We start from the raw sequence: 7,695 nt of genomic DNA, 5'->3' as shown, positions 1-7,695 counted from the left end.
GCTTTCACTAATTCTAACCAATGCTTTAAATGTGTAGCTATCCCTTGTTTACCATAGGTTGAAAAGATTTTTCTAAAAGATAGTTTTAAAGCATATGCTTTTCGTAAATCTTCAGAAATTCGAAGTATTTCACAGAGCTTAATGTGTTCAGCTTCCGTTAAATGATCTGGATGTTTCATTAGCACACGTCGATTCTGTTTTAACATACGTGAATACGCAGCCAGTTTATGTTGCTCCCGTTTTCTAACTCGCTCTACCGCCCAATCCACAAGTCGACACACATGGTATCGATCACAGATAATGTGTGCATGTGGAAATAGCGCCTCCATGATGCGTTTAAACTGTATGGACATATCCATTACAATAAACTTAACTTGTACGCGATCTTTATGTTTAAATGATGCAAAATAGCGGATTAATGCTTGCGTATCACGTTTCGGTAAAATGTCTAATATTTCGTGTGTATCTGGATTGGTTAAATTGACTTGGTATTGATGACCTTCCGCATTTCCTTTGAATTCATCAATACCAATAACAGTAGGTAGTGTTTTAGGCTTAGGTATAGTAATCATAGAGCAATATCGTAATACTGTAGTAATAGATGTATCACACTCGTTAGCGATAGCAGTATAGGTTACACTTTCAGTAAGTTTGTCAAATAACAAATTAATATTGGTTATACTTAGTTGCATATGTTTTCGTACAAATGGATTGGTCTCGGAAAAAGAGTGCTTACAATGAGGGCAAATATATCGACGTTGTCTATATTTTCCAATTAATGGTCCTCGTTGTACTTTTCCAAATTTTACCGTACGTATGCGGTAATCTTTAATACGCTCTGTAGTTTCTCCGCATTTTGGGCAAATATGTGGTGTTACCGGTACTTCTATGTCAAAAATAAATGTTCCGTCCAATTCGTAGCTATTTGTAATATATTCTTGTTTTACATTATGTAAAAATTCAGTATAATCAGTAGTAGGCATATAAGCTCACATCCTTTCTTTAGGACTTTGACACTTTTATTGTAAAGCATGTGAGCCTTATATGCTTATTTTTTGCAAAAAAATAATGTTGGAAGTGACACCGTAGTGGTGTCACCCCAACATTTATTATAGAGCCGCCTTTTTTGTATATATTTATGGAAACGTGTACTACTTTGGTATATAATTAAATATTATCATTACAGAGGAGGCGCGTTATGAAGGATGAACGATTTATAGTTACCTATCGTATAGAAGCAAATAGTTATGAAGAGGCAAAATCTATTGCTTGGGGTGTACAGGTTGAACAGACCATAGAATTCCCTTATGAATTTGTAACAGACCCATATATTAAACATACGATTACAGGTCGATTAGAGTCTTTAGAAGCTATGTCGCCGGATTCAACGTACGCTAATGTAGGAATACTGCCAAATGTGGCTATAGATGCATCTCGGTATTATATAGCACGCATTTCCTATAATGTAGAAACAACAGCTATGGAGGCAACGCAATTTTTAAATGTTGTCTTTGGCAATTCTTCGTTGCAACCGCATATTTGGGTAGTAGATGTAGAGTTATGTCCATCATTATTAAATGTATTCAAAGGCCCGCGGTTTGGACTTCATGGGATTCGCCGATTGATCGATACCCCAACACGTCCCATGATTCAAGCTGTTATTAAACCGATGGGCACATCGAATGAAGAATTGGCACGCATGTGTGGTGCATACACTCGTGGTGGTGTAGATGTCATTAAAGATGATCACGGTATTACTAACCAATCCTTTTCTCAATTTAAAGATCGGGTCAAACGTTGTGCTGCTACTGTACGAGAAATGAATGATGCCCATGGGAAACATGCGTTATATGCGGCCAATGTTTCTGGTGATGGTACGGATGTGCTAGAACGGGCCTATTTCGCTAAGGAGGCAGGTGCTACGGCACTTATGGTGGCCACTGGTCTTATAGGTGTAGGTTGGCTACATAGATTGGCAACAGATGAAAAATTAGGATTACCAATTATCAATCATCCTGCGTACTCAGGTGGCTTTGTGAGCCCTGGTGTGTCAGGTGTGGCTGATTATTTGCAATTAGGTTTATTCCCTCGCTTATTTGGGGCTGATATGGCTATTTTTGTATCCTATGGTGGTCGTTTTACCTTTACTCAAGAACAATGTCAACGTATTTGTTCGTATATTAAGCAGCCTATAGGTCTTATGAAAGCGGCATGCTCCGCGCCCGGTGGTGGTGTGACGGATGCGCGCCTTCCAGAACTAGTTAGTTTATATGGTAATGATACGATGTTTCTTGTAGGCGGAGATATGTTCCGCCGTGGTTCAGATCTTGAAGCTAATATGGCGTATTTTGTTAGCCGATTAGAAGAATTATGTGAATTGAAAAAATGATAACGGTGAAAACATAGCTTTCACCAATAGTAGATATTTAATGATATGGAGTGTTTTGATGAGCGAATCCTCACCATTGGAGGTTCATGTTATTGCTAGTGGTAGCAAGGGCAATTGTACAGTTATAAAAAGAGGAAATTCTGTTATATTGCATGATGTGGGTATTAGTTGCCGCCGCATTGTAAATGGACTGAAAGAATTACATATAGATATGAGCCAAGTGGAGGGAATCTTTATCAGTCATGAACACAGTGACCATATTGCAGGTTTGCAGCAATTATTAAAACGCTTTGATCTTCCTGTATATACAAAGAAAGAGACTTGGCGTGAGATTCAAAATAAATTGATTGTACCGAAACATCAACTGGTGGAACTGACTAAAGGAAGCTTGTCGTTAGGCAATTTGACTGTCGAACCATTCAGCGTGAGTCATGATGCTGCTGATCCTATCGGAATTAATGTATTTGCAGGTAAAGATAAAGCAACTGTTGTTACTGATACGGGTGTAATTACAGATACTATATTACGTTGCTTAGATGACACCACATTGCTTGTGTTAGAGGCGAACTATGACCCTCATATGCTTCGCTTTGGTCCATATCAACCATTTTTAAAGCAACGCGTTACCAGTGATGAAGGTCATTTGAGTAATGAAATGGCTGCTCAAGCGTTACTCATGATGAAACGACCTGATTTTATGCAGGTTATCTTGGCGCATCGGTCTGAAAATAATAATAATCCTGTTCTGGTAACACAAACGATTGGTCAAATGCTCGTAGATGGAGGCGTTAGAATTGGCCCTGAAATGAAATTACAACATGGGCAGCCAAATGAAATTGTATCGATGCAATCGGTTCAGAAAATATAGAGGTATATAATGAAATTTCATGTAGTCTGTATTGGTAAATTGAAGGATGCTTACCTTCGCGATGGTGTGGCCGAGTTTGTCAAACGCATGCGTCCTTATGGAGGCATTGCGATTACCGAATTGAATGAAAGTAAAATCGGGGATAAGCCAAGTGATGTGGACCGTAAACAGGTTGTTATAGAAGAAGGGCAGCGACTATTAAAAGCGGTTCCTAAGTCTGCTTATACAGTGCTTTTAGATGTATATGGTAAGACCATGTCCTCCGAGCAATTGGCCGCTATGGTGTCCCAACTAGAAGTGGATGGCATCAGCGATATGGCCTTTATTATTGGTGGCGCCTTTGGTGTTAGTGATGAACTTCGTCAAGCCGTTAAATATAAGCTATCCTTTAGCCCTATGACCTTTACACATCAAATGGTGCGCCTCTTGTTGGTGGAACAAATATATCGTAGTGCTAAAATTAATAGAAACGAACCATACCATTGGTAATACAACTAATAATTATTAGTTATATTCAAAAAAATGAAAAGGAGTTTTCATATTCGAAGTCGAATAGTATAATAAAGAGTAACGTTATATGAAGGAGGAATTCCCTATGAAAATCCAAGAAGTAATGAATAAATATCCTGTTACTGTTGCCAAAGATGCACCTATTTCTGATGTAGCCGATTTGTTGGTGAAATACAATTTGACAGCTGTGTCTGTTGTCGATGAAGACAATAAGTTATTAGGTATTATTTCTGAAGGCGACTTATTGTATAAAAAGGTTCGTCCTCATGTACCACATTATGTAAATGTACTAGGTGCTAGTATCTATTACAACGGTATTGGCGAATATAATTCCCAATTTAAAAAATTATTGGCATCTCATGTTCATGAATTGATGACAACTGAGGTTATTACAACAACACCTGATAAGGACGTAGAAGAAATCGTATCCGTTATGCTTGATCAACATTTGAAAAATGTTCCAGTTGTTGATAAAGAGTACCATTTGATTGGTATTTTATCTCGTCGAGACATCATCAAATTGATTGCAAAAGATAATTAATTAGTAATATAAAACTAATGCTAAGCAGCCACTCTACATGGGGTGGCTGTTTCCTTATAGTGCTAAGAATTGCATTGAATTTTCATTTATGATATTATAAGGAGTGCATAATATACTACAGAAATTTGGGCGGTAGCCCTTCAAGGAGGACATATTTTAATGAAAGCAACTGTAAATCCTGTTGATCAACACGTAGTAACTTTAACTATCGAAGTACCTGCAGCAGAAGTAGACAAAGGTATCAAACAAGCGGTAAAACGTATCGCTAACCAAGTAAACATTCCTGGTTTCCGTAAAGGTCACGCACCTCGTCGTGTGTTGGAAATGAACTTTGGTAAAGAAGCAATCTTAGAAGAAGCATTTGAAGTATTGGCTAGCCAAAACTATAGTGCAGCTCTTCGTGAAAACGATATCGTTCCTGTATCTGAACCAGAAATCGAACGCGAACAATTCGAAGAAGGTAAAGATTTAATCTTCAAAGCTACTGTAACAAAACGCCCTGAAGTAAAACTTGGCGATTACAAAGGCTTAGAAGCTGAAAAACAAGATGCCACTGTATCTGATGAACAAATCGAAGAACAATTGAACAACATTCGTGAACAACAAGCGAAAATGGTTGTTGCTGAAGAAGGCGCTACAATTCAAAAAGACGACTTTGCAGTAATCGACTTCGCTGGTTCCGTTGACGGTAAACCATTTGATGGTGGCGAAGGTAAATCATACCCATTACAAATCGGTTCCGGTAGCTTTATCCCTGGTTTCGAAGATCAATTGATCGGCGCTAAAGCTGGTGATGATGTAACTGTAAAAGTAACATTCCCTGAAGACTACTTCGTAGCAGAACTTGCTGGTAAAGAAGCAGAATTCAAAACTCACATCCATGATATTAAACGTAAAGAATTGCCTGAATTGAACGACGAGTTCGCAAAAGAAGCAAGCTCTTACGAAACTATTGAAGAATTGAAAAACGATCTTCGCAAAAAAATGGAAGAAGAAGCATCCCGTCGTGCAATCGATACTTACAATGCTGAGTTAATTCAAACAGCTGTTAAAAATGCAACTGTTGAAATTCCTGAAGTAATGATCGAAGATCGCGTAGAACAAATGATTCAAGAGTTGGCTATGAACATGGAAGGCCGTGGCTTGAAATTAGATGACTACATGAAATTCTCCAATAAAACAATCGAAGATTTACGCTCTGAATACAAAGAATCCGCAGCTGAAAACGTACGTGCGGACTTAGTTCTTGATGCTGTTGCAACAGAAGAAGGCATCGAAGTAACTCCAGATGATATGAATCGCGAAATTTTCATTATGGCTCAAAACTTTGGAGCAGATCCTAAAGAAGTTTGGGATATTATTGCAAAAGAAGGTCGTGTAGCTATGTTAGCAGGCTCTGTAGCTCGCAAAAAAGCAGCTCGATTCATCATCGATAATGCAAAAGGTGCAGAAGCAGCAGAATAATGCTTGCTCACTAGGTACATGAAAAGGTGATTATATGTATGTACCAATCGTAGTAGAACAAGGCGAGCGCGGCGAGCGCTCGTACGATATTTACTCTCGCCTGTTAAAGGATCGCATTATCTTCTTAGGGGGACCTATTGATGATAATGTTGCAAATGCGGTGATTGCCCAAATGCTTTTCTTAGAAGCAGAGGATCCAGATAAAGATATTCATTTGTACATTAATAGCCCTGGTGGTGTTGTTACTGCTGGTATGGCTATTTATGATACGATGCAATATATCAAACCAGATGTGTCTACTATTTGTGTAGGCTCCGCTGCTAGTATGGGGGCTGTATTATTGACAGCTGGTGCAAAGGGAAAACGCTTTGCATTACCTCATGCACGCGTTATGATTCACCAACCATTGGGCGGTGTTCAAGGTCAAGCATCTGAAATCGAAATCCATGCTCGTGAAATTCTTCGCATGCGTGAAGAATTAAATGGTATTTTAGCATCTCGCACTGGTCAAGATATTGAGGTTGTAGCACGTGATACTGATCGTGATAACTTCATGAGTGCCAAAGATGCTGTAGAATACGGTTTGATTGACGAGGTGTTAACTCGCGATACTCTAGAAAGCAAGTAATGGAGGCGCTCATTGGCAAAAGATAAAGATACTATGCGCTGCAGTTTTTGTGGTCGCACAAGTGAAGAAGTAAGAAAACTAGTTGCCGGTCCTAATGTTTACATTTGCGATGAATGCGTAGCGGTTTGTGAACGTATCATCGAAGATGAACTTGGTGACATCGGTACAGATGACTTTAAACTAAAAGAATTGCCAACGCCAAAAGAAATTAAAGCACATCTTGATCAATATGTTATTGGTCAAGATGATGCTAAAGTTTCCCTTTCGGTGGCAGTATATAACCATTACAAACGACTACAAACAGATAATATTGTAGATGATGTAGAATTACAAAAGTCCAATGTTTTATTTATTGGACCTACAGGTAGTGGTAAAACATTATTGGCTCAAACATTGGCTAAAATGTTAGAGGTTCCATTTGCTATTGCAGATGCAACGAGTTTAACCGAGGCTGGCTATGTAGGGGAAGATGTAGAAAATATTCTATTAAAGCTCATTCAAGCCGCCGATTATGATATCGAGCGGGCTGAACGCGGTATTATTTATATCGATGAAATCGATAAAATTGCCCGTAAGTCTGAAAACCCTTCTATTACACGTGATGTGTCAGGGGAAGGTGTGCAACAAGCACTTTTAAAAATCTTAGAAGGTACTGTAGCTTCTGTACCACCACAAGGTGGTCGTAAACATCCTAATCAAGAAATGTTACAAATCGATACTACAAATATTCTCTTTATTTGTGGCGGTGCATTCGATGGTATGGATAAGGTAATTACAAAACGTACCGCTAAGAAAACATTAGGTTTTGGCGCTGATGTACAACGCGCTGAGGAACGTGATGTGTCTGCGATCCTTAAAGAGGTTGTACCAGAAGATTTATTGAAATTTGGCTTAATCCCTGAATTTATAGGCCGTTTACCAGTCATGGTAACATTGGACCTATTAGATCGAGATGCATTGGTTCAAATTCTAACAAAACCGAAAAATGCATTGACTAAACAATATGAAAAAATTCTATCCCTTGATGGTGTAGAATTAACATTTGAAGACGATGCATTAGAAGAAATCGCTGATGAAGCATTACAGCGTAAAACTGGTGCTCGTGGTTTGCGCGCCATTATTGAGAAGGTGATGAAGTATGTTATGTATGAAGTACCATCTATGGATGATGTGGCCAAATGCATAGTTACTAAAGACGCCGTAAAGGGCACAGGTGAACCTATACTCAAAAATGAGGCAGACAAAGAAATCCAGCTGAAATCGTAATTCGAAGAAACTCATTTCTGTGTAGGAAT

At 38.6% G+C, this 7,695-nt stretch carries 8 protein-coding genes; 7 read left to right on the top strand and 1 reads right to left on the bottom strand.

Annotation, left to right across the window (positions count from 1 at the left end):
- On the bottom strand, positions 1-983 hold a 983-nt coding region (locus VTHSUH11_RS05830; RefSeq protein ID WP_105092972.1), incomplete at its 3' end, for an ISL3 family transposase.
- Between the two features lie 215 nt (positions 984-1,198).
- Between VTHSUH11_RS05830 and VTHSUH11_RS05825 the strand changes: the two genes are divergently transcribed.
- The 7 genes from VTHSUH11_RS05825 (at position 1,199) to clpX (ending at position 7,666) form a co-directional block, all read left to right on the top strand.
- A complete protein-coding gene (locus tag VTHSUH11_RS05825) occupies positions 1,199-2,389 on the top strand; it encodes a RuBisCO large subunit C-terminal-like domain-containing protein (RefSeq protein ID WP_105092971.1) in 1,191 nt (396 codons plus the stop codon).
- Between the two features lie 58 nt (positions 2,390-2,447).
- Positions 2,448-3,257 (top strand): MBL fold metallo-hydrolase, encoded by an 810-nt coding sequence (locus VTHSUH11_RS05820; RefSeq protein ID WP_105092970.1) that lies wholly within the window; start codon positions 2,448-2,450, stop codon positions 3,255-3,257.
- 9 nt (positions 3,258-3,266) lie between these two features.
- The gene (gene rlmH / locus VTHSUH11_RS05815) at positions 3,267-3,746 is read left to right on the top strand and encodes a 23S rRNA (pseudouridine(1915)-N(3))-methyltransferase RlmH (RefSeq protein WP_105092969.1); all 480 of its coding nucleotides are present in this window, start codon (positions 3,267-3,269) and stop codon (positions 3,744-3,746) included.
- Positions 3,747-3,852: 106 nt separating this feature from the next.
- Positions 3,853-4,308 carry a CBS domain-containing protein gene (locus VTHSUH11_RS05810; RefSeq protein ID WP_059363521.1) on the top strand — a complete coding sequence of 152 codons (456 nt, stop codon included), beginning with the start codon at positions 3,853-3,855 and terminating at the stop codon, positions 4,306-4,308.
- Positions 4,309-4,467: 159 nt separating this feature from the next.
- The gene (gene tig / locus VTHSUH11_RS05805; protein ID WP_059363520.1) at positions 4,468-5,772 is read left to right on the top strand and encodes a trigger factor; all 1,305 of its coding nucleotides are present in this window, start codon (positions 4,468-4,470) and stop codon (positions 5,770-5,772) included.
- Positions 5,773-5,806: 34 nt separating this feature from the next.
- Complete coding sequence (gene clpP, locus VTHSUH11_RS05800; RefSeq protein ID WP_059363518.1) at positions 5,807-6,400, top strand: ATP-dependent Clp endopeptidase proteolytic subunit ClpP; 594 nt, start codon at positions 5,807-5,809, stop codon at positions 6,398-6,400.
- A 12-nt stretch (positions 6,401-6,412) separates the two neighbouring features.
- Positions 6,413-7,666, top strand: coding sequence for an ATP-dependent protease ATP-binding subunit ClpX (gene clpX / locus VTHSUH11_RS05795; RefSeq protein WP_105092968.1), 1,254 nt, complete (start codon positions 6,413-6,415; stop codon positions 7,664-7,666).
- The last annotated feature ends 29 nt before the right edge of the window (positions 7,667-7,695 follow it).

Origin of the sequence: Veillonella tobetsuensis (genome assembly GCF_002959935.1) — a bacterium.
Lineage (GTDB): Bacteria > Bacillota > Negativicutes > Veillonellales > Veillonellaceae > Veillonella > Veillonella tobetsuensis.
Note: the sequence above shows the minus strand (reverse complement) of the source record. Positions and strands in the feature narration are given on the sequence as shown.

What these genes read in the sequence shown, in the direction of transcription:
- VTHSUH11_RS05825 (WP_105092971.1), top strand. Translation starts at nt 1,199, where the DNA reads ATGAAGGATGAACGATTTATAGTTACCTATCGTATAGAAGCAAATAGT.
- VTHSUH11_RS05820 (WP_105092970.1), top strand. Translation starts at nt 2,448, where the DNA reads ATGAGCGAATCCTCACCATTGGAGGTTCATGTTATTGCTAGTGGTAGC.
- rlmH (WP_105092969.1), top strand. Translation starts at nt 3,267, where the DNA reads ATGAAATTTCATGTAGTCTGTATTGGTAAATTGAAGGATGCTTACCTT.
- VTHSUH11_RS05810 (WP_059363521.1), top strand. Translation starts at nt 3,853, where the DNA reads ATGAAAATCCAAGAAGTAATGAATAAATATCCTGTTACTGTTGCCAAA.
- tig (WP_059363520.1), top strand. Translation starts at nt 4,468, where the DNA reads ATGAAAGCAACTGTAAATCCTGTTGATCAACACGTAGTAACTTTAACT.
- clpP (WP_059363518.1), top strand. Translation starts at nt 5,807, where the DNA reads ATGTATGTACCAATCGTAGTAGAACAAGGCGAGCGCGGCGAGCGCTCG.